Source organism: Pseudomonas sp. GD03903 (assembly GCF_029840045.1).
Taxonomy (GTDB): Bacteria; Pseudomonadota; Gammaproteobacteria; order Pseudomonadales; family Pseudomonadaceae; genus Pseudomonas; species Pseudomonas pseudonitroreducens.
This window is the reverse complement of the sequence record NZ_JAOCBT010000009.1, coordinates 191654-211574: the sequence shown is the minus strand read 5'-3', so window position 1 is coordinate 211574 and position 19921 is coordinate 191654. Positions and strand designations below refer to the sequence as shown.

The following is a 19921-nucleotide window of genomic DNA, read 5'->3' as shown; positions in this document are numbered from 1 at the left end:
AGGGTAGGAATCTAGTGACGCGGGGAGGGACGGTCAACCAGAGTGTCTGAATTCTGTGACGAGTGGCAGCGAACTTTCCTGGTCGACAAGGCACCAGATTGTGTAGGCCGAGCCACTCCACCAGCGGCCATCAGCGGGCGAGTGCCGCTGCAGTCTCCCCCTTGAGGCGCCGGCCATGCCTGAACGCCTCCCACCTGTCACTCACTCCGTTCTGATCGCTTCCTGAACAGAAAGTCAGCTTGCACATCGCGATTGGTTATCTAGGCTCTCCTGCACAGTCGTCGATCCTGTACGGGAAAGTCAGCAGTCGTCTCCAGTGTGCATTCGGAGCCTGGGTTCGCCACTCACTTGCGTGTGTGGCGGTGGGTAAACGAATGGGCAGGGAGCGCTGGATGAGTTCAGTCGATGGCCAAGCCGGACACGCCGCAGCCTCGTTGGCTGGTGGGCTTTCCCTGGCCGGCGAGGCGGGCCAAGGGGAAACCGGCCCCGGCTCGACCGGGCGTCAACTCGCCGGTCATTCCTGGCGATCTGTATTTCCCAGGCGGCAACTCCAGCGCCGTTGCACTGCACGCCTTCACGCCACCCGCCACCACATCACCCTGCACCTCGTCGACAGGGGCGCGAGCTGCGCTCCGGATAGCGTGCGGCAGAAAGATTTCGGCCCCGAAACCGAGCGGAAAAATCCACAAGGAGCAACTCGATGAACTGGAAGACGATGGCGTTACCGCTGTGCCTGGCGACATTGACGCTGGCCGGGTGCGCGAGCAAATACGTGGCGCCCGAGGAGTATTCCGGGTTCCTGAAGAACTACAAGGCACTCAAGGAAGAGACGTCGCCGTCGGGCGCCCCGGTGATGCGCTGGATCAAGCCGGGCGTGGACGTGAACAGCTTCACCAGCGTCTATGTCGAGCGCAGCCAGCTTTACCCGCAGCCGCAGCCGACCGAGAAGATTCCGCAGAAGACCCTGCAAGGCATCACGGACTACTACGACCAGGTGCTCCAGACCCAATTCTCCAAAGCTCTGCCGCTGGCCAACGGCCCCGGGCCGAACGTCCTGGTGGTACGTCCGGCGATCACCGCCGTCAGCGCCTCCACCAAGGGCCTGCAGCCGTATGAGGTGATTCCCATCGCCCTGATCGCTGCTGGCGTCAGCACCGCCACCGGCATCCGTGACCAGGACACCAGCCTCGCCACCGAAGCGGCCTTCCTCGACGGCGGCAGCGGCGAGGTGGTGGCGCAGGTCGTGCGCAAGGGGGCTGGTGCCGAGCTGGAGAACTCTTCCCAGGTCATGACCGCCAACGACGCCAAGGCCGTTCTCGATGGCTGGGCACGGGACATGGTCAAGTCCTACGAGCAACTGAAGAAGTGAGCCTTGGTGCGAAAGGGGCGGCCAGGAGCGCGCTCCTTTCCGGACTGAACACAGCAAACATCACAACAACACTGCTGGCAGTTGCCTCGAAGGGTACAGCGCTTCAAGCAAGAAGGAGCTTGAGATGAAACTGATCGCGCAATCTTCGAACCCACTGGATGGCCAGGGCGCCGCCAGGCTGTGGAAATTCAGCTCGTCGTTCCTGTTGGCCGCGGCCATCTCCATGACCACCCAGGCCTGGGCCGCCGAAGCGCCCAAGCCGGCCACCGATGCCACCAAGGCGGCCAACGATGCACTGCTGCAGGAACTGCCGTTCAACGACAAGACCTCGTTCGAACTGGCTCACAAGGGTTTCATCGCGCCGCTGCCCGCCGAGCCGATCAAGGGTGAGAAAGGCAACCTGATCTGGGACCCGGCCAAGTACAACTTCATCAAGGAAGGTGAAGCCGCGCCGGCCACCACCAACCCCAGCCTGTGGCGGCAATCGCAGCTGATCAATATCTCCGGCCTGTTCCAGGTCACCGACGGCATCTACCAGGTGCGCAACTACGACCTGTCGAACATGACCATCGTCGAAGGCAAGAGCGGCATCACCATCTTCGACCCGCTGATCTCCGCCGAGACCGCCAAGGCGGCGCTCGACCTCTATTACGCGCACCGGCCGAAGAAACCGGTGGTCGCGGTGATCTACACCCACAGCCACGTCGACCACTACGGCGGCGTGCGCGGCGTGGTCGACGAGAAGGACGTGAAGGCCGGCAAGGTGAAGATCTACGCGCCGCTGGGCTTCCTCGAACACGCCGTGGCGGAGAACGTCATGGCCGGCACCGCGATGAGCCGCCGCGCCAGCTACATGTACGGCAACCTGCTGCCGCCCAGCGAAACCGGCCAGCTCGGCGCCGGCCTGGGTACGACCACGTCCGCCGGCACCGTGACCCTGATCCCGCCCACCGACATCATCTCCAAGACCGGCGAGAAACGCGTCATCGACGGCCTTACCTACGAGTTCCTCTACGCGCCGGGCAGCGAGGCGCCGGCCGAGATGATGTATTACATCAAGGAGAAGAAGGCCCTCAACACCGCCGAGGACTCCACCCACACCCTGCACAACACCTATTCGCTGCGTGGCGCGAAGATCCGCGAGCCGCTGCCCTGGTCGAAGTACCTCAACGAGGCGCTGAAGATGTGGGGCGACGATGTGCAGGTGATGTACGCCATGCACCACTGGCCGATCTGGGGCAACAAGGAGGTCCGCGACCAGCTCTCCTCGCAGCGCGACATGTACCGCTACATCAACGACGAGACCCTGCGCCTGGCCAACAAGGGCCTGACCATGACCGAGATCGCCGAGCAGGTGAAACTGCCCAAGGGCATCGCCGATCGCTTCTCCAACCGTGGCTACTACGGCTCGCTGAACCACAACGTCAAGGCCACCTATGTGCTCTACCTGGGCTGGTTCATCGGCAACCCGGCGACCCTGTGGGAACTGCCGCCTGAAGAGGAAGCCAAGCGCTACGTCGACATGATGGGCGGCGCCGACGCCGTGCTGAAGAAGGCCAAGGAGTACTACGACAAGGGTGACTTCCGCTGGGTGGCCGAGGTGGTCAACCACGTGGTCTTCGCCGATCCGAACAACCAGGCGGCGAAGAACCTGCAAGCCGACGCGCTGGAACAGCTCGGCTACCAGGCCGAGAGCGGCCCGTGGCGCAACTTCTACCTCACCGGCGCGCAGGAACTGCGCAACGGCGTGCAGAAGCTGCCGACCCCGGACACCGCCAGCCCCGATACCGTCAAGGCGATGGACCTGGACCTGTTCTTCGACTACCTGGCCATGCGCCTGAAAGGGCCTGAAGTCGCCGACAAGCACATCACCCTCAACTTCGACTTCACCGACCTGAAGCAGAAGTACAGCCTGGAGATGGTCAACGGCGTGCTCAACCACACCGAAGGCGCGCAGGCGAAGGATGCCGACGCCACCATCACCCTGACCCGCGACACCCTGAACAAGCTGATGCTCAAGCAGACCACGCTGAAGGATGCGGAAGGCTCGGGCGAGATCAAGGTGCAGGGCGACGCGGGCAAGCTCGACGAGCTGATGAGCTACATGGACAACTTCGACTTCTGGTTCAACATCGTGACGCCCTGACGTTCCCTCCGAAGCCTGAAGGGTTCAACGGCAAGCCATCCGCGACGGCGGATGGCTTGCCGGCTTTTTCAGCGGGGCGGCCAGCGCCATGGCCGCCATTCGCGGATGGTGCTCCCGCAGTCCGGCAAGTCGGACCCGAACCCCGGGCACGTCGCCGCGGCGCCGGGCGACTGGCGCACCATCGGTTGTTGCCGTGCGCAGCCGCCCATCGAGCCCGGACGGCCACTCAACGAATGCAGCCAGCGACGGCCGGGTAGCGTGCTGCGGCCAGGAGGAAGCATGCTCAAGTTCATCAAGACAACCATTGCCGGTGGCTTGCTGCTGATCCTGCCCCTGGTCCTCGTGGTCATCCTCATCGAGAAGGCAATCCACCTGCTCAGCGGTCCGCTGCAGAAGGTGCTGCCGTTGTTCGACGGTTTCGGCGTGGCGGCGGCGACCTCCGTCACCCTGGCCGCTGTCCTGGCGCTGGCCGCCCTGTGCTTTCTTGCCGGCCTGCTGGCGCGGACCCGACTGGCATCGAAGGGGCTGCAGACGCTGGAGGATCGCCTGCTCGGCAACCTTCCTGGGTATCAGTTGCTCAAGGATGCCACCGCCCGTTTTGCCGGGCTGGAGCAGATCGAAGGTGCGCGCGTCGGCATGATCAGCGAGGGCGGTGGCTTCCGCCTCGGGCTGATTCTCGAAACCCAGGGCGACTGGGTGCTGCTCTATCTTCCCGACGGCGGCCCCGCAGGAGGCACCGCCGGTGAGGTGCGGGCCCTGCCGGCGACGGAAGTCATGCTCACGGAGATTCCCTGGCTGTCCCTGCTGGCCTGCCTGCGGCGAGGTGGCAGAGGTACCCTGGAACTGGCGGCCCGCCACCTGGATGCCAGTGCCCTGAGAAATCCACCAGCGGCCGACTGATTGGCCGCAGCCGGCGCCCGGGATTCGACCAGGCCCGCCCTGCAGCGGGCCTTCCGGCGGCGATGCAAGCCGTCAGTGATGCTTGTGCTTGTGCTTGTGCTTGTGGTTGCCATGCCCACCATGATCGTCGGCCAGGCTGTTGCCAACCGCGCTGCCCGCAGCGCCCCCGAGGCCCGCGCCGACCGCGCCGCCGGTGGAACCACCGAGATTGTTGCCGATCACCTGTCCGCCGGCTGCCCCGAGGCCGCCGCCGATTGCCGCTTCCGTCTTCTTGCCGTTCTTCGCCGACATGGCCCCGCCGGCCGCGCCGCCGACACCCGCACCGATTGCCGCGCCAGTACTGCCGCCGACGGCATTACCGACAACGCTGCCCAGTGCACCGCCCAGCCCGCCACCGACGGCGGTGCTGGCCGTTTCGCCAGCCATGACGCCTTGCGACGCCAGGATAGTGAGCGCAAGCGCGGAGAGTGACTTTCGCATCATTCGTTCCTCAAACTGTATACAAGAGGCCCAGTCTGTAGGATGCGGAAATGACCGACAAACCGACCTCCAGGCTTCATCGACCTGGGTCAATGAAATTGTCCTGAATACTTCCGCCCATCGCTTCGCTGTGTGCCCTCACGGCAGTGATCCCGGCGCAGGCCGGTCGGCCGACGAGGGCTCCGCGGCGGGAGGCGTGCCTTCTGCTCAAGCACCGCCGCGCGAACATGCGCGACTGCACGCCATGCCTGCGGCCCTCGTGCGTGCCTTGTATCCCACTGTATCTGCCGAGCGCTGAGACACGTGGCGAGATGACCACGGCGCTTTTCGACACGCTGCAGATACTCCGCGAGTCCTCAATGAGCTCCAACAGTTCAGCGGACATGGCAGGAACCCAAGGTTCCCCAGTGCGTTGAGCTGCCCCCTTTGGACCCTTGAGGATCGATGCCATGAAAAACCTGAAGACCTTCGTGACCGCCGTTGCCTTCTCGCTGGCCGGCGTGGCTGTCCATGCCAATGCAACCGAGGCGAGCTGCGCCCATGCGGCCGCCTGTTTCCAACTGACGCCCCTGGCCGAGCGGAGCGTGACGCCAGAACTGGCCGAAGATGGCTTCAGCCGGACACCCCTGGGCATGCGGGTAGATTCGCCAACACCGGCACAGCAGCGGATTGCCGCCGACGGCTTCGGCAGGACGCCGCTGGGCAAGCGCGTTGCTGCAGCGCAGGAGTCGGGCGTGGCCTGATGTCGGCCCGGCGAGGTGCATGCCCTGACGGCTGCGGTGAATGGTGGTGTGGATGAACTGGCCCGGCGCGGAGGCGTTTGTATAATCCCTGCCAGAAGCGGCAGATCGGCTCTGTGCCGGGCGGTCACACCGGTGGACGCCCGGCCGCGGCGACTGCCGGCCAGCATTCGCAAGGGTACGCAACCGTGGAAAGAAGGCAGTTCAGCGAATCGATGCAGGGGCAGAACCTGCGTTTCGTCAACGCGCGCAAGGGCGAGCCGCAGCGCCAGCACAAGGTCGGTTTCGTCCTGCTGGAGCACTTTTCGCTGCCAGCCTTCACCCAGGCGCTGGACACCCTGGTCACGGCCAACCTGATCCGCGAAGAGGCATTCACCACGCGGACCTTCAGCCTCGATGGCGAGTCGGTCACCAGCGACCTCGGATTGCTGATCTGCCCGGCGGCCGCACTGCAGGGCAAGGACCTGGACATGGACCTGCTGGTGGTCTGTGGTGGCCTGCGCACGCCGCTCAGGGACATGCCGGCTCTCAGCCGCCTGCTGCAGCTCGCCGACGAGCGCGGCATCGCCTTGGCCGGTCTGTGGAACGGTGCCTGGTTCCTCGGCAAGGCCGGCCTGCTGGATGGCTACCAGTGTGCGGTGCATCCGGAGAATCGTGCGGCATTGGCGGAGGTCGCGCCGCACAGCGTGGTCACTGCCGAAAGCTACATCCTCGAGCGCAACCGCCTGACCGCCGGCAGCCCGACCGGCGCCTTCAACCTGGTGCTGGAGTGGATTCACAGCCTGCACGGCCGCGAGCTGGTCGAAGGCATCGTCGACATTCTTGCCTTCGAGGAATCGCGCTACCGCCGGACTCGCCCGGCGCTGCACGAAAAGATGACCGAGCCGCTGCGCGAGGTGCTCAACCTGATGAGCGCGAACATCGAGGAGCCGCTGAGCACCGACCAGTTGTCCGCGTACGTGGGCCGCTCCAAGCGCCAGCTCGAGCGGCTGTTCCAGGAGCAGCTGGGCACCTCGCCGGTACGCTACTACCTGGAGCTGCGCATCACCGAGAGCCGGCGCCTGCTGCAGCACTCGGACCTGTCGCTGGTGGAGGTGGCGCTGGCTTGCGGCTTCGTCTCGCCCAGCCATTTCAGCAAGTGCTACACCTCGTTCTTCGGCCATTCGCCGTCGAAGGAAGTGCGCCTGGGCTGCGTACGTTCCGCCAGATAGCGCGGGTGCCCGGTGCGTCGGTCTGCGTGCCCGCAGTGCCTTGCCGGTGGTGTTCCCCGGGTGGGTCGGCTGGTTAACTGGCCGGACGTGCGAAGAACAAGAGCGAGGAACAGGACGTGATCTTTCTTTACAACGCCGAACCCGAACACGCGGACCAGTGGCGTGCCCTGCTGGCCGCCCAGGTACCGGACCTGGAGTTCGTCGAAGGCTTCGAATCGGTCGACCCGGCGCGTGTCACTTACCTGCTGACCTGGAAAGCGGTCGCCGATATCGAGCGTTATACCAGCCTGCGTGTGTTGTTCGCGGCGGGCGCCGGGGTGGACCAGTTCGACCTGTCGAAGATTCCCGAATCGGTGGCGCTGGTGCGCATGGTCGACGACTCCCTGGCGGACATCATGGCCGAGTTCGTGGTGATGTCCGCGCTGGCACTGCACCGCGAGATGCCGGCCTACCGCGTGGCGCAGGCCGCCCAGGTGTGGGAGCCGCTGAGCATCTTCCCGGCCGCGACCAGTCGGGTCGGCGTGATGGGCCTTGGCCAACTGGGCCAGGCCTGCCTGGCGCAACTGCGCCACCTGAAGTTCCAGCTGCTCGGCTGGAACCGTTCCGCGCGACAGATCGACGGCGTGACGACCTACACCGGTCCCGAGGAGCTGGCGAGCTTCCTGTCCCAGTGCGACATCCTGGTCAACCTGCTGCCGCTGACCGACAGTACGCGCGGCATCCTCAACCGCGAGACGCTGGCGCAGTTGCCCAGGGGCGCGGGGCTGGTCAATGTCGGCCGCGGCGAGCACGTGGTGGAAGCCGACCTGCTCGCCGCGCTGGATGCGGGGCAGGTGGGGGCGGCGATCCTCGACGTGTTCCAGCAGGAACCGTTGCCGCAGGAGCATCCGCTGTGGTCGCACCCGCAGGTGTGGGTCACTCCGCACATTGCCAGCACCATGCAGGTGGAAGGCGGTGCAGCGGTGGTGGCGAAGAATATCCTGCGTGACCTCGAAGGCGCCGAACTGCTGCATACCGTGGACCGGCAGGCGGGCTATTGAGGCGTTTGGCTTATCACTGAAATAGCCGGCGCAAGCTGTTTGTCCGGATCGGCACTTTCGATACTGGCGGCTCCCAACCGCTGTTCAGGAAGTGCCGTTCATGGATCACGAACCGATCGAAGCCGGCGATTTCGCCTTCATCCACTTCGCTGCCGTTGCCTGGTGCGGCGCACTGATCGCCGCCCTGGCGCTGTTCCTGGCGCGGCTGGGCGTGCTCCTGCACTGAGGCTCAGGCGCTGACGGCCTGGCTCAGTGCGTCGATCAGCGCGCGCGTCTGCGCGTCACGCTGGGCGCAATAGACCACCACATCGCGGGGTGGCAATTCAGGCAGGCCGAGGCGCTCGCGCACATCGACGCAGCCCGCCGGCGCCATGCGCTCGACCATCGCGCCAATGCCGATACCGGCCGACACCGCCGCTCCTATGGCGAGAATGCCCGAGCCGACGAAGGCTTCGCGCCAGTTGCGGTTCTGCCCCTGCAGCGCACTGCTGACCATGCTGCGCATGCCGCAGGGCGCCGGCTGGATCGCCAGTGGCAGCGGCGCGCCAGCCTCCAGCTCGAACGACTCGGCAGCCATCCAGCCGAAGCGTGCGCTGCCGATCAGCTCGCCGTCCTGGCGGCGGTTGTCGTGGCGCAGGATCAGCGCGATATCCAGTGCGCCTTCCTCGTAGCTCTCGAGCATCTGCCGTGAAGTGCCCAGGCTGAAGGCTACGATCACTTGCGGATCGGCCTGGGCCAGACGCCTGAGCCAGTGGCTCAGGTCTGCGCCGAGGATGTGGTGGCTCACGCCGATGCGCAGGGTCCGTCGTGGCGTGTCGAAGCAGCGCAGTGTTTCGTCGTAGCTCTGCAGCAGGTGGCGGGCGCTGGCGAGGAATACCGAACCGTGGGCGGACAGGGTGACGCGGCGAGGGGTGCGCGCCAGCAGGGCGCGGCCGAGGGATTCCTCCAGGCGCTTGATCTTCAGGCTGATGGCGGCCTGGGTCGTGCCGGTAACCTCGGCGGCGCGGGTGAAGCTCTTCAGGTCGGCGACCAGCACGAAAGCGCGGATGGCTTCTATATCGGGGGTTTTCATGGCAGCGAAGCGTCCTTGGGGCTGCCGCCAGTCTGGCAGCTGGGCGGGCACAACCCAAGCCCCGGATGCGCTACAGTGCCGCCTTCGAGACTGACAAGGAGCTGCGATGCTGACCCAGGCCTTCGCCTACAAATGCTGGTCGGACCGCCGGACACTGGACGCCGTCGCCCTGATCGACCGCGAGCGCTTTCCCGCCGAGCACGCCTTCGCTCTGCAGCAGCTCAATCACATGGCCATCGTCGAGGAGCTGTTCCGCGCACGGCTGAACGGTGAAGCGGACCCGCACCCGGCGACCAATACCGCGACGCTGCCCGGCTACGACGAGCTGCGCGAGCGCCTGCTGAGCTCCACCCAGTGGTACGTCGAGCAGCTCGCCGCGCTGACCCCGGCGCAGGGACGTGAAGTCATTCGCTTCCGTTTCACCGACGGCCGCAGTGGCAGCCTGACTCGCGAAGAGATGTTCTTCCACATCCTCAACCACGCGACCTACCACCGCGGGTCCATCGCCCGCGCGCTGGACCAGGCTGGCGTGGCGCACCCGGCCGACACCTACACGGTATTCGTGCACGCCACGCAACCGCAGCGCCGCGAGAGCTGAGGACTCAGCAGGCTACCTCGTCGATGATGATCTGCAGCGTCTGCCGCGAGCAGCGTTCGACCCGCGCCCGGACGCCGTAGACCTCGCCGAACAACGCTGGCGTCAGGATGCTTTCGGCAGCGCCGGCGGCCACCAGGCGGCCCCGGTGCAGCACCGCCAACTGATCGGCGTAACGCGCGGCGAGGCCGATGTCGTGGAGCACGGCAATGGCGATCAGGCCGTGCTGGCGCACTTCTTCCTGCACGCATTGCATGACCCGCAGCTGATAGTTGAGGTCCAGCGCGCTGGTCGGTTCGTCCAGCAGCAGCACCTGCGGGCGCTGTGCCAGCAACTGGGCCAGGCTGACCATCTGCCGCTGGCCGCCGGAGAGACGGTCCAGGCGCTGGTCGCGCAGGTGCAGGATGCCGACCCGGCGCAACGCTTCGAGGGCGGCGGCCAGTGGGTCGGCGCGGCGCAGATCGGTGTCGAACGGGTTGACCCGCAGGCTGGCCAGCAGCGCATCGAGTACGCTCAGGGCGATGCCGCCGGGCAGGTGCTGCGGCATGTAGGCGATGCGCCGGCTGCGTTCGCCGACCGACAGCGATGTCAGGGATTGGCCGTCGAGACTCAGCTCACCGCGTACGCGCTCCAGGCCCGCGAGACCGCGCAGCAGGGTCGACTTGCCGGCGCCGTTGGGGCCGATCAGTGCGGTGAGGGTGCCGCGTCTCAGTTCCGGCAAGGTCACCTCGTGGACCACCGCATGGCGGCGGTAGGCGACCGTCAGGTTCTGCGCAAGCAAGCTCATGCGTGGCGTCCTCCGCGGCAGACCAGTACGACGAACACCGGCACGCCGACCAGTGCAGTGACGATGCCCACCGGTACGATCAGCCCCGGCATCAGCAACTTGCTCGCCACCGACGACAGCGACAGCAGCAGCGCACCGACCAGGGCGCTGGCCGGCAGGTAGAAACGCTGGTCCTCGCCGATCAGCAGCCGCGCGATGTGCGGGCCGACCAGGCCGATGAAGCCGATGGTGCCAACGAACGCCACTGCGCAGGCAGACAGCAGGCAGATGCGCAGCAGGGCGAAACGGCGCAGGCGGCGCACGTCCACACCCAGGCTGCGGGCGCGGTCCTCGCCCATGCGCAGTACGGTGAGCTTCGACGCGGCAGCCTGGGAGAAGGGCAGGCACAGGGCGAGCACCAGCGCCAGTGCGCCGGCCTTGTGCCAGTCGGCGCGGGCGAGGCTGCCGAGGGTCCAGAACACCAGCTGTTGCAGCACGTCCTCGCTGGCCATCATCTGCAGCAGCGCCACCGCCGCGTTGCAGCTGAACACCAGGGCGATGCCGAACAGCACCAGGCTTTCCACGCCGCCGCCGCGCAGGCGCGAGAGCCCCTGCAGCAGGACCAGCGACAGGCAGGCGAAAACGAAGGCGGCCAATGAGACGGCCGTGTTGGCCGACAGCCAGGCGTTGCCCAGGTGGAAAAAGATTGCCAGGGATGCGCCCAGCGCAGCCGAAGACGACACGCCGAGGGTGAAGGGGCTGGCCAGCGGGTTGTCGAGGATGGTCTGCATCTCCGCGCCGGCCAGCGCCAGCGCACCGCCCACCAGTAGCGCCATCACAGCGTAGGGCAGGCGCACATTCCAGATGATCACTCGCTGGCTCGGCTCCAGCTCAGCCGGATGCAGCAGGCCGTGGAACAGGGCGGAAGGCGTCAACCCGGACGGCCCGCTGAGCAGGTCCCAGGCCAGGGAGCCGAGCAGCAGGGCGAGCAGGACGACCAGCACCGCCCCGCGGCGGCGCAGTTGCAGCCGGCGCTCGTGGCGCGCCAGCTGCAGGTCGATAGTGTCCAAGGCGGCGTTCATTCCGGCTGGCCGGCATCGACCCAGTAGGTGCCGTCCAGGCCGATGCGCAGGAAGTCCAGGTTGATCTGTGCCTGGGTCTGCGCCGGGTCGAGGTCGGCGAAGCGTTCGGGATGCACCCAGCGCGCCATGGCCTCGATGGCGAGGATGTTGAACGGCGAGTTGTAGAAGTCGTGCCAGAGGCCGTGGGCCTTGCCGTTGCGGATGGCGTCGAGGCTGGCGAACTCGGGGCGCTGCAGGACCTTGCCCAGGCTTTCGCGGGCCTGTTGCTGGCTGACGCCGGCGCCGAGGATCAGCCCCGGCTGGCGGTTGCCGGTGGCGATGTACAGGTCCGGTTTCGCCGACAGCGCGTACTCCACACTGATGTCGCCCAGCGCGCCGGGCACCACGCCGGCGGCGATGTTACGCCCGCCGACGGTGTCGATCACGCTGCCCAGGCCGCTCTTGCCGGTGGTGTGCCCCGGCGCCTGCCAGACGCCCGCCAGCAGTTCGAGGAACACGCTTGGCTTGTGCGCGTCATCCAGCCCGGCCACGCCATCGCGGATGCGCTGGAGGTGGGCGTCGTAGAACTTCAGGTACTGGTCAGCCTCGGCCTGGCGACCGAGCGCCGCGCCCAGCGCGGTGAGGCTGGTGCGCACGCCCTCGATGGGGTGCACGCGGAAGTCGACGAACAGCACCGGGACGCCGGCGGCGGCGAGGATATCGGCAAGCGGGCTGTGCTGGGTCGGGCCTTCGCCGGCGATGCTGAACACCGCGAGGTCCGGCTTCAGCGCGAGGATCTGCTCGGCGCTGACGCTCTGCTCCGAGGCCTGGCCGATCAGCGGGATCTGCTTCACCTGGGGGAAGCGCTGGGCGTAGACGTCGAAGGTGTGCGGGTCGAGCAGACGCACGTCGTTCTGCCAGCCGACCACGCGCTGGAAGGGGTTGTCGCGGTCGAGCAGGGCGAGGGCGAAGAACAGGCGGCCTTCACCCAGCACGACGCGCTGGGCATTGCCACTGACCTCGACCTTGCGCCCCAGCACGTCGGTGACGCTCAGCGCTTCGGCGGGCACGGCGAGGCCGAGCCAGCCCAGGCAGAGCAGGGCGAGGGTGGCGAGGGAACGGAGCAGACGGGAGCGGGACGACAGGAAGGGCATGCGGAACGACCTGGGCATGAAGTAGAATTAATCGCATTTGCAATCCACTCTACCGCTGCCGCCGCGGGCGAGCCGGGCGGCAATGTATCGGATCGGCGTGAAATCCCGCGCCACAACAATCCATTACATTTGCGCCGTGCAACCCGTGTCGCCAGCCCGTACCGATAGCGCCCCGCCGCGAGTTTTCCGATGTCCAGGCCAGACCACATCCTCGTCGTCGACGACGACCCCGAGATCCGCCAGTTGCTGGCCGACTACCTCAAGGGCATGGGCTACCAGGTGTCCGCCGCCGCCGATGGCCGCGAGATGCAGCGCCAGCTGCAAGTGCAGCCGGTAGACCTGGTGGTGCTCGACCTGATGCTGCCCGGCGAGGACGGCCTGACCCTGTGTCGCGACCTGCGCGCGCGCAGCGACGTGCCGGTGATCATGCTCACCGCGCGGGGCACGCTGATCGACCGCATCATCGGCCTGGAGATGGGTGCCGACGACTACCTGCCCAAGCCCTTTGACCCGCGCGAATTGCTGGCGCGGATCAAGGTGGTGCTGCGCCGGGTACAGAGCTTCCCGCAGCGTGCCCAGGTGGATGAAGCAGCGACCCTGCGCTTCGCCGGCTGGGAGCTGGACACCCGTGCCCGCCACCTGCGTTCGCCCGCCGGGCTCAGCATTGCCCTGGCCGGCTCGGACTTCCGCCTGCTGCGCCTGCTGCTGCAGCACCCCAATCGGCCATTGAGCCGGGATTTCCTGCTGCGCCAGGTGTTCGACAAGGAGCGCCTGCCGTTCGACCGCGCCATCGACGTCTGCGTCAGCCGCCTGCGCCAGCACCTGGAAGATGATCCAAAGTCGCCCCGGCTGATCCGCACCGTGCGCAACCAGGGCTACGTGCTGACCGCCGACGACGTGGTCAGCGCCTGATGCGCCTGTGGCCGCGCACGCTGTTTGGCCGGCTGGTGGTGATCCTGGTGGGCGGGATGATCGCCGCCCAGGTGCTCACCGGCAGCATCTGGTACGACGTGCGCCACACCCAGGCGCTGGAGATTCCGCTGCGCCTGGCGGCGGCGCGGCTGACTGATCTGCAGCACCTGCACCAGCGCCAGCCGGCGGATTTTCCGCAGGCGCTGAGTGCACTCGACAGGCCGGGATTCGAGGCGCGCCTGGTCGATGCGCCGGAGGACCCCGACGGCTCTTTCGACCCGGCGGCCGAACGCCTGTTGCGCCGTGCCGTGCAAGACCAGGGCGGCGATGCCCAGGGCTTGCGCTTGTTGAGCGTGGAGTTGCGCGATGGTGCCGACGAGCGCACTGGGCTGAGCGGATGGTTCACCGGCAATGGAACCAAGGCGCATCTGTTGCTGGCGGCGCCACTGGGCGAAGGCAGTTGGCTGCGTATCTCGATGGTCGAAGGGCAGGGCTGGAGCAGCCAGTCGACCCTCGACGTGGCGCTGGATTACCTGTTGCGCCTGTACCTGCTGCGCATCCTTGTCGTCGTGCTGCTGGCCTTGCTGGCGGTGCGCCTGGCCATCGGCCCGCTGGACAAGCTGGCCCGTGCCGCCGAAGCCCTGGGCAAGGACATCCAGCGCCCGCCGCTGGCCGAGGAAGGCCCGCTGGAAGTGCGCCGCGCCGCCCGCGCCTTCAACGCGATGCAGCAGCGACTGATCCATAACCTTGGCGAGCGCATGCGCTTCCTTGCCGCCGTGTCCCACGACCTGCGCTCGCCGATCACCCGCCTGCGCCTGCGCACCGAGATGCTCGAGGATGACAGTGCGCGGCAGAAGATGCGCAAGGACCTCGATGACATGGAAGGGATGGTCACCGCCACCCTGGACTTCATCAGCGGCAGCGACCTCGACGAGGCGCGGCAGAACCTCGACGTGAATGCGCTGCTGCAGAGCCTGCAGGCGGATTTCGAGGAGCAGGGCGCAGCGGTTTCCGTCTCAGGTCGAGCGCAGCAGCCGCTTGCGGGGTATCCGCTGAGCCTGCAGCGGGCCTTGCTGAATCTGCTGGAAAACGCCGTGCGCTATGCCGGCGGCGCGCAGGTGCAGATCGAGGACAGTGCGCAGGCGCTGCGTATCCGCGTGCTGGATCGCGGGCCGGGCATTCCCCCGGAACAACTGGAGCGGGTAACCGAGCCGTTCTACCGGCTGGAACAGTCGCGCAATCGCTCCACCGGCGGTTATGGACTGGGCCTGAGCATCGCCCAGACCATCGCCGCGGCGCACCATGGCCGGCTGCAATTGCGCAACCGCGAAGGCGGTGGGCTGGAGGCGACGCTGCTGTTCGACCGCGGCGCCTGAATGTTTGATGTCCACGATCTCCACCCCTGCCGGCTGGGCCTCTCTGTAGGAGCGAGCTTGCTCGCGAACCGCTTGGCGCCGTGCCGTTCAGGTTCGCGAGCAAGCTCGCTCCTACAAGGGAAACATCGTTGCGGGGATTGGGTCGCGAACCTGCCCGCCGGGTTTCCGGGGAGGAGTCCTGATGGTGGACAGATTCGCGGTTGAGGTGCTGCTCGCGTAGAGCAACTAATCGCTGCTGGGATATCTGTACCGACGCTTGCCCCTCACCCCAGCCCTCTCCCGAGGGAGAGGGGGCAGATTGTGCCGGCTGATGCGATGGTTTCAGCCTGCTCTGAACGGTTCCCTCTCCCCTTGGGAGAGGGTTAGGGTGAGGGGCGGCCCCAGCGCAGAAATACCCCGTAGGAGCGGACTCCGTCCGCGATAGGTCTGCATCGCGCCGGACATCATCGCGGACGAAGTCCGCTCCTACGCAAGCCCAGGCGGTCCGGCCTAGAACGAATAATCCGCACTCAGCACCGCACCACGGCCCGCGCCCGGCACGCCGTAGCCGCGGCCGTTGTATTGGCTCCAGTAGTGCTTGTCGAACAGGTTGTTGACGTTCAGGCGCAGCTGCACGTCCTGGGTCGCCTGCCAGCTGAGCATGGCGTCGTGCACCACGTAGCCGGGCACGGTGGTCTGGCCGGCGCGGGTCAGGGTGGAGCCCAGGCCCGGATAGATCTTCACGTCGTCCACGTAGCGCACGCCGTAGCTCAGCGCCAGGTCGTCCGGCAGCAGCCAGGTGCTCCACAGGCTCAAGGCATTCTGCGGCGTGTTGGCCAGTTGCACGCCCTTGTCCGAACCGTTGTAGGGCTTCACCAGCTTGCTGTTCTGGTGCACGTAGGCGGCATACACCGACCAGTTGCGGGTGATGTTGCCGCTGGCCGACAGTTCGATGCCGCGCACCCGCTCCTCGCCGCCGGTGTAGGCGGAAAGCTCTTCGTCGTCGATGTAGGTCAGCTGGCGCCTGGTCTCGAACACATCGCCATTGAGCGCCAGCTGGCCATCGAGCAGCTCCCACTTGCTGCCCACTTCATAGGTCTTGCCACGGTCGCCCTTGGTCGAGGCGATGCTGCCGGTCTGTGCCACTGCGAGCACGCCGGAGGGCTGCTTGGCGTTGGCGTAGCTGAGGTAAATGCTGCCGTTCTCCACCGGCTTGTAGGTCAGCGCGGTATGCACGCTGGTGAGCTTCTCGTTCTGCGAGGAGCTGCCCTTGTCGACCCAGGCGGCGCTCTGGCTGGCGCGGGTCTGGCTGTCCAGCACGCGGGTGTCGAAGTGGTCCTGGCGGGCGGCCAGGTGCAACTGCCAGTGCTCGTCGAATTTCAGGGTGTCGAGCAGGTAGAAGGCCTTGTCGAGCTGCTCCACCGACTGCTTGGCCGAGGTGTAGGTATCCAGCGCATAGGGGTACTTCGACCAGTCGTTGCTGGCCACTGGCAGGTTGCCCATGGCGGTGCGGCTGGCGGCGCTCAGTGCGCCGGTCTTCGAGTCCAGCGTCTGTTTGCTCAGGTCGACGCCGCCGACCAGGGTGTGGCCGATGCCGAAGGTGTCGACGCGCCAGGTCAGGTTGGTCTGGTTGCTGTAGGTGTCGTTGGTCTGCTCGCGCAGCGGCGTGTTGATGTTGCGCCGGTAGATGCCCTTGCCGGCCTGGATGCCCGGCGCGCCGGCATTCGGGTCGCCGCCGGGGGTGGTGACGAAGAAGTCGTGGTCCAGGTGGAACCAGGTGAAGCGGCTGTCCAGGCTCAGGGCGTCGTTGAAGTCGTGGGCGAACTTCAGGTTCACGCGGTGCGATTCGTTGTTCTCGTAGTCGAGGTTGCGCCAGCCCCAGTAGCTGCTCCAGCTGGCGCCGCCGGCGCGGTGCGGCGAGCTGCCGTTGCTGCCATTGACCGTGGGGATGCCGTAGTCGGGCGTGGCATTGTCATGCAGGTATTCGTAGGCGAGGGTGACGCGAGTGTCGGTGCCCAGGCCCAGCGCCAGGGACGGAGCGAAACCGTAGCGCTCGTCGCCGACCCAGTCGCGGCCATCGGTGCCGGTGTTGGCACCCATCACGTTGACGCGGAAGGCGGCGCCTTCGCCGAGGCCGTCGATGCGGTGGTTGACGTCCAGCGTGCCGCGCTTGAAGTTGGCCGTGCCGACGCCGCCGCTGAGCAGGTTGAAGTCGTCCAGCTGCGGGGTCTTGGTCACCAGGTTGACCGCGCCGCCAACGGCGCCGACGCCCCAGGCCGCGGTGCTGGAACCCTTGAAGACTTCCACGCCTTCGGTGTTGAAGAAGTCGTCGCGCGAGTACTTGGCCGGGTCGCGCACGCCGTCGCGGTAGATGTTGCCGTCGGCGTTGAAGCCGCGGATGGTCAGGCTGTCGCCCACGCCACCGCCGCCCTCGCCGGAGTTGAAGGTGATGCCCGGCACGTTGCGCAGGGCGTCCTTCAGGCTCTGCGCGTTCTGCTCCTTGAGCAGCGATTCGGAAAGCACGGTGACGCTCTGCGGGGTATCGCGCAGCGGCTCGCTGTACTTCGCCGAGCTGGCGCGGTCGACCTTGTAGGGCGACTCCTGGGTGGCCTGCACGGTGCTGTCGGGCAGGGCCAGAGCGTCCTGGTCATCGGCGGTGGGCGGCTGATCTGCCCAGGCACTCAGCGGGATCGCCATGAAGGTGGCGAGGCCGACGACGGGGGCGAGGGTGAGAGGTGCGTCGGAACGGGTAACGGGAGTGAGGTTCAGGCGGGACGACATGGACGGAAAGCTCTCCGGCAAATGCGAGTTATTTGCATTGCGGAAAGGCTAACAGTGATGGCCCGTGGCCCAGGCGGCGCAAATGTATCGCCGGCGAGGCTCAGGGCGCTTTACAACAATCCATTACATTTGCCCGCGCACGAACGGCCGGGCGAAGGGTTTGCCGCCGGCTCGGGGCCGGCGGCAGCGGTCGGTCAGGCCTTCTTCGCGGCCGGCTTTGTCGACGGCAGCAGGATGGTGATGCAGCCCATCAGCGGCAGGAACGAGCACAGCGTGTAGACGTACTCGATGCCGTGGATGTCGGCCAGGTGGCCGAGGAAGGCCGCGCCGATGCCGCCGAAGCCGAACATCAGGCCGAAGAACACCCCGGCGATCATGCCGACGTTGCCCGGTACCAGTTCCTGGGCGTAGACCACGATGGCGGAGAAGGCCGAGGCGAGGATGAAGCCGATCACCAGGCTCAGCACGCCGGTCCAGAACAGGTCGACGTAGGGCAGCGCCAAGGTGAAGGGCGCCACGCCGAGGATGGAGAACCAGATTACCGCCTTGCGGCCGATGCGGTCGCCCACCGGGCCGCCGAAGAAGGTACCGGCCGCCACCGCGCCGAGGAAGCCGAACAGGTAGAGCTGCGAGCTGGCCACCGAAAGGTCGAACTTCTCGATCAGGTAGAAGGTGTAGTAGCTGGTGAAGCTGGCCATGTAGAAGTACTTGGAGAACACCAGCAGCGCCAGCACCACCAGCGAGGCGGTCACCCGGCCCTTGGACAGACCATGGGTGGCCACGCCGCCAGCCTTGAGCTTGAACAGGCTGAGGTGGTTGCGGTACCAGCGGCTCAGGCCCCAGAGCACGCCGACGAGGAACACCGCGAACAGGCCGAAGTAGGCCACGTGGCCCTGGCCATAGGGAATGATGATGGCCGCTGCCAATAGCGGGCCGAAGGCGCTGCCGGCATTGCCGCCGACCTGGAAAGTGGACTGCGCCAGCCCGTAGCGCCCGCCGGAGGCCAGCCGCGCGATGCGCGAGGTTTCCGGGTGGAAAGTCGACGAGCCGATGCCCACCAGCGCCGACGCCAGGAGGATGGCGTGGAAGCTGCCGACGAAGGCCAGCATGAGGATGCCGATCAGCGTGCAGACGCTGCCCAGCGGTGCCAGCCAGGGCTTGGGATGACGGTCGGTGTGGTAGCCGACCCAGGGCTGCAGCAGCGAGGCGGTGAGCTGGAAGGTCAGGGTGATCAGGCCGACCTGGGTGAAGCTCAGGCCGTAGTTGGCCTTGAGCACCGGGTAGATCGACGGCAGCACGGCCTGGATCAGGTCGTTGGTCAGGTGGGCGAGGGCGCAGGCGCCGATCACGCGCATGACCAGCGGGCTGGCCTGGCTGGCGACGGACGACGTGGCCAGGGGGGAAGCGGTGGTAGACATGGGACTCCGGGGCAGCAAGGTGTGGCGCGCGGGCAGGGCGCGCCGGGTTCTTCATGTTGGCTGGCCTATGCTAGGCGCGCTGCCGTCGGCTGTCTCACGCGATCCGGACGACGAATATCGCGAAACGGCCAAATCGGCCGCATGCCTTCCGGATCGGCTATGCTCGCTGCCTTTCCGCAAACCCATCTCGCCAGGTCCGCCGCATGTCGTCCGCCGTTGCCCTCCGCGTGCCCTTCGAAGGGCGCGAGCTCCATGCCGATACGCTGAGTGGCGACTCGCCGCTGCACCTGTTCGGTATCCATGGCGGCGGCGCCAGCAACCGCTCGGTGTGGGATGGCCTGCGCCAGTCCTTGCGCCAGCGTGGCGTGGGTTCAACGGCGCTGGACTGCGTCGGCCATGGCCAGACCGGCGGGGTCTTCGCCGACTCCTCGCTGCATGGCCGCAGCCGCCAGGCGCGCTCGGTGATCGCGCACGCCGGCGTGCGCCCCACCGCGCTGGCCGGTATCAGCATGGGTGCCTACAACGCCCTGCGCCTGAGCGAAGAGCTGGACGTACAGGCGCTGATCCTCATCGTCCCCGGCATCTATACCCCCGAAGCGCACGAAGTGCCGTTCGGCCCGGACTTCTCGGCGATCATCCGCCGCCCGCGCAGCTGGGTGGACAGCGACGCCTGGGAGATTCTCGGGCGCTTCCGTGGTCGCCTGCTGGTGATTGCCGGCGAGCAGGACAGCGTGATCCCCCTGGAAATCCCCGAACGCCTGCACGCCGCCGCCACCCGTGCCAGTCGGCGCGAATTGCTGGTGGTGCCCGGCGCCGGGCACAGCGGATTGCTGCCGGTGCTGCTGGACAACCCGGCATGGCACGCGTCGCTGCTGGAGTGCGTCGGTCTGCAGGACTGAATGGCGGAGTCCGGGCTGCTAG

The 19921-nt window shown here is 66.8% G+C and carries 18 protein-coding genes; 11 read left to right on the top strand and 7 right to left on the bottom strand.

Annotation, left to right across the window (positions count from 1 at the left end):
• Positions 1-700: 700 nt before the first annotated feature.
• From N5C91_RS16735 to N5C91_RS16725, 3 genes are all read left to right on the top strand, one after another.
• Positions 701-1369: a DUF3313 domain-containing protein gene (locus tag N5C91_RS16735; protein ID WP_236201911.1), complete on the top strand. Its 669-nt coding sequence runs from the start codon at positions 701-703 to the stop codon at positions 1367-1369.
• Between the two features lie 124 nt (positions 1370-1493).
• The gene (locus tag N5C91_RS16730) at positions 1494-3515 is read left to right on the top strand and encodes an alkyl sulfatase dimerization domain-containing protein (RefSeq protein WP_236175299.1); all 2022 of its coding nucleotides are present in this window, start codon (positions 1494-1496) and stop codon (positions 3513-3515) included.
• 279 nt (positions 3516-3794) lie between these two features.
• Entirely contained in the window at positions 3795-4415 is a 621-nt protein-coding gene (locus N5C91_RS16725; protein ID WP_279830635.1) for a hypothetical protein, read from the top strand.
• Positions 4416-4487: 72 nt separating this feature from the next.
• On the opposite strand, the gene N5C91_RS16720 is transcribed toward N5C91_RS16725, so the two are convergent.
• Positions 4488-4895 (bottom strand): glycine zipper domain-containing protein, encoded by a 408-nt coding sequence (locus tag N5C91_RS16720; protein WP_279830633.1) that lies wholly within the window; start codon positions 4893-4895, stop codon positions 4488-4490.
• A gap of 449 nt (positions 4896-5344) precedes the next feature.
• Between N5C91_RS16720 and N5C91_RS16715 the strand changes: the two genes are divergently transcribed.
• The 4 genes from N5C91_RS16715 (at position 5345) to N5C91_RS16700 (ending at position 8112) form a co-directional block, all read left to right on the top strand.
• A complete protein-coding gene (locus N5C91_RS16715) occupies positions 5345-5638 on the top strand; it encodes a hypothetical protein (protein WP_279830631.1) in 294 nt (97 codons plus the stop codon).
• A 185-nt stretch (positions 5639-5823) separates the two neighbouring features.
• Positions 5824-6846, top strand: a complete 1023-nt coding sequence (locus tag N5C91_RS16710) for a GlxA family transcriptional regulator (RefSeq protein ID WP_279830629.1) — start codon at positions 5824-5826, stop codon at positions 6844-6846.
• A 116-nt stretch (positions 6847-6962) separates the two neighbouring features.
• Positions 6963-7886 (top strand): glyoxylate/hydroxypyruvate reductase A, encoded by a 924-nt coding sequence (locus N5C91_RS16705; RefSeq protein WP_279830627.1) that lies wholly within the window; start codon positions 6963-6965, stop codon positions 7884-7886.
• A 100-nt stretch (positions 7887-7986) separates the two neighbouring features.
• The gene (locus tag N5C91_RS16700; protein ID WP_275094726.1) at positions 7987-8112 is read left to right on the top strand and encodes a hypothetical protein; all 126 of its coding nucleotides are present in this window, start codon (positions 7987-7989) and stop codon (positions 8110-8112) included.
• A gap of 3 nt (positions 8113-8115) precedes the next feature.
• Here N5C91_RS16700 and N5C91_RS16695 read toward each other — a convergent pair whose 3' ends face one another.
• On the bottom strand, positions 8116-8958 hold the full coding sequence (locus N5C91_RS16695) for a LysR family transcriptional regulator (RefSeq protein WP_279830624.1): 843 nt from the start codon (positions 8956-8958) through the stop codon (positions 8116-8118).
• Between the two features lie 106 nt (positions 8959-9064).
• On the opposite strand from N5C91_RS16695, the gene N5C91_RS16690 reads away from it, so the two are divergent.
• Entirely contained in the window at positions 9065-9556 is a 492-nt protein-coding gene (locus N5C91_RS16690) for a DinB family protein (protein ID WP_279830622.1), read from the top strand.
• Positions 9557-9560: 4 nt separating this feature from the next.
• Here N5C91_RS16690 and N5C91_RS16685 read toward each other — a convergent pair whose 3' ends face one another.
• From N5C91_RS16685 to N5C91_RS16675, 3 genes are read right to left on the bottom strand one after another with little or no spacing between them, the layout of a single operon-like run.
• On the bottom strand, positions 9561-10340 hold the full coding sequence (locus tag N5C91_RS16685) for an ABC transporter ATP-binding protein (protein WP_279830619.1): 780 nt from the start codon (positions 10338-10340) through the stop codon (positions 9561-9563).
• Positions 10337-11401 carry an iron ABC transporter permease gene (locus N5C91_RS16680; protein WP_279830618.1) on the bottom strand — a complete coding sequence of 355 codons (1065 nt, stop codon included), beginning with the start codon at positions 11399-11401 and terminating at the stop codon, positions 10337-10339. The genes N5C91_RS16685 and N5C91_RS16680 overlap by 4 nt, the downstream gene beginning before the upstream one ends.
• Positions 11398-12534, bottom strand: coding sequence for an ABC transporter substrate-binding protein (locus N5C91_RS16675; protein ID WP_279830617.1), 1137 nt, complete (start codon positions 12532-12534; stop codon positions 11398-11400). Before N5C91_RS16675 ends, N5C91_RS16680 begins: the two co-directional genes overlap by 4 nt.
• 189 nt (positions 12535-12723) lie before the next feature.
• Here N5C91_RS16675 and N5C91_RS16670 point away from each other — a divergent pair, with 189 nt between their 5' ends.
• Positions 12724-13446: a response regulator gene (locus N5C91_RS16670; RefSeq protein WP_236175310.1), complete on the top strand. Its 723-nt coding sequence runs from the start codon at positions 12724-12726 to the stop codon at positions 13444-13446.
• A complete protein-coding gene (locus N5C91_RS16665) occupies positions 13446-14822 on the top strand; it encodes an ATP-binding protein (RefSeq protein ID WP_279830614.1) in 1377 nt (458 codons plus the stop codon). The genes N5C91_RS16670 and N5C91_RS16665 overlap by 1 nt, the downstream gene beginning before the upstream one ends.
• A 489-nt stretch (positions 14823-15311) precedes the next feature.
• On the opposite strand, the gene N5C91_RS16660 is transcribed toward N5C91_RS16665, so the two are convergent.
• Positions 15312-17582 carry a TonB-dependent siderophore receptor gene (locus tag N5C91_RS16660; protein ID WP_279830612.1) on the bottom strand — a complete coding sequence of 757 codons (2271 nt, stop codon included), beginning with the start codon at positions 17580-17582 and terminating at the stop codon, positions 15312-15314.
• Between the two features lie 194 nt (positions 17583-17776).
• On the bottom strand, positions 17777-19000 hold the full coding sequence (locus N5C91_RS16655; RefSeq protein ID WP_279830611.1) for an MFS transporter: 1224 nt from the start codon (positions 18998-19000) through the stop codon (positions 17777-17779).
• Between the two features lie 203 nt (positions 19001-19203).
• On the opposite strand from N5C91_RS16655, the gene N5C91_RS16650 reads away from it, so the two are divergent.
• Positions 19204-19899, top strand: coding sequence for an alpha/beta hydrolase (locus tag N5C91_RS16650; protein WP_279830610.1), 696 nt, complete (start codon positions 19204-19206; stop codon positions 19897-19899).
• Positions 19900-19921: the final 22 nt, after the last annotated feature.